This is a genomic window from Flavobacterium sp. P3_A6 (assembly GCF_056403035.1).
The window spans coordinates 1-1833 of the sequence record NZ_JBFUGG010000051.1; the positions used below are offsets into that span (position 1 = coordinate 1).

General features: G+C 35.1%; 2 protein-coding genes. Both read right to left on the reverse strand.

What is annotated here, in order from left to right:
• Positions 1 to 130 precede the first annotated feature (130 nt).
• Positions 131 to 1114, reverse strand: a complete 984-nt coding sequence (locus AC1DVP_RS21225) for an ISAon1 family transposase (protein WP_477185462.1) — start codon at positions 1112 to 1114, stop codon at positions 131 to 133.
• Positions 1107 to 1427 (reverse strand): ISAon1 family transposase N-terminal region protein, encoded by a 321-nt coding sequence (locus tag AC1DVP_RS21230; RefSeq protein WP_477185461.1) that lies wholly within the window; start codon positions 1425 to 1427, stop codon positions 1107 to 1109. The genes AC1DVP_RS21225 and AC1DVP_RS21230 overlap by 8 nt, the downstream gene beginning before the upstream one ends.
• Positions 1428 to 1833 lie beyond the last annotated feature (406 nt).

Here is a 1833-nt window from a genome sequence, read left to right on the forward strand (position 1 = left end):
GAACAGCAATGTTCGTGCGGGTTCAAGTCCCGCTCTGAGTACAGGAAAACCCCTTAGAAATAAGGGGTTTTTGCTTTTGGCTCAAGTTTTTATTATGAAAAAATTAAGGATCAAGTGCAAAAGTTGGGGATTAAGCAAAAAGATTAGATAATCTAAATAGGAAAAAATCTATATTTCTCACCCCTCTAAATTGCGATCTAAAAGCTTTTATTTTTGCATTGAAAGATTCTGCAGAAGCATTTGTGCATCTATTGTCAAAATAGTTTAAGATGGACTGGTAATTAAAAGTTATAGTATTGAGTAAGATATTAAAGTTTTTAAAACCTACTTCTTCTACATTTCTATACCAGTGCGCCAGTTTGGTCATGGCAGTGTGTTTATCATTATTGTTATTGTAAATTCCTCGAAGCTGCTGATTTAGATTATAAGCTGTTTTTATATCAGGATATAAATCAAAAATCATCTTGGCTCTTTCTTTTTGGTTGTCAGTCCATTTTTCACGGGATTTATAAAGCAGATATCTGCTTCTGGCCAGTCGTTGTTTCACAGAATCTCCGTTGGGCAAAAGCTGGGAGATGTATGTTTTGTTTTCTGATTTTGCCTGCAGGATTAATTGATTCTCAAAATCCATCGCTTCCCATCGATGCTTGATTCTAATTTCCTGTAATGCTTCCAGGGCTAATTTTTGAACATGGAACCTGTCAGTGACCAGTTTCGCTTTTGGAAAACAACGCTTTGAGATCAGCTTCATGGAATTAGCCATGTCTAGTGTTATCTCTTTAACAGAAGATCTCTTTTTATAATCGATCTTACTGATGTGTTCTATGACCTGATCCGCTTTGGTTCCTGCAATAATGGCCACTAAGGAGCCTTTTCTGCCTTTAAATTTCTTGTTGGTCAAAATGGTATAAAGCTCACCCTGTGACAGAGCCACTTCGTCTATAGATAAATGTGTTCCCATATTTTCAGGGTAAACAATCCACTGGTGTGCATGTTCACGTGGATCCCATGTAGTAAATAAGCTTAAGTGTTTTTTATATTGTCTTTGGAGTTTCTTTCCATTAACTCCGAAAAAACCTCCAATAGTATGGCAGTCAGCAGGGCTGTTATCTATTAATTTCTTTTAAAAAAGCCGCAAACTCCTGAGTCATGCGGGTTCCCCTGGCTGCTAAATTCCAATCTCTTTTAATTATTTCTCCAGTGTTTTTATTGGTCCAGCGTCTTCTTTTAATGTGTAAATACACCAGTTTGCCTCTTAAGGGAAAGTCCGGAATAGTGATCTCATCTTGAAAACCCTTGGAAACCAGTTCAAATGAATTAAACTCTTCTGGCGGTTTTATTTTTTCCTCAAAATAAAGGTGTAATATTTCTTCTGTATTGGCAGAAGAAACTACTTCAAAGTGATCTACTAAAAAATCAGGAAGCATAAATTTTAAAAGCTCTATAGGGGTCATCTCAAATTCTTAGATTGCAAATTTCTGATTTTATTTTCACATTTCCTCCCCAAGTTTTGTTCTTGATCCGATATCCAGGATCAAGTGCAAAAGTTTTTTTGTAAATAAATAATTTTTAAAACTATTCTAAATTACCCAGTCAGTATGCTGTATTGTCCGAATGTGCAATACATCGTTTTCGTAAGGTTAAAATAACAACTGCATCAGAGAATACAGTTGTGTTTTGGTTGGGATTATGATGCTACTTTAGCAATAGAAATTATTACTAATTTAAAACGGCAGTATCATGAAAACGATTTTAAAATTAAGTCTTATAGTATTAATAGCTTTGACCGGCATCAATACGTACGCAATCAATGGTGATTTTTTGCTTCATGTA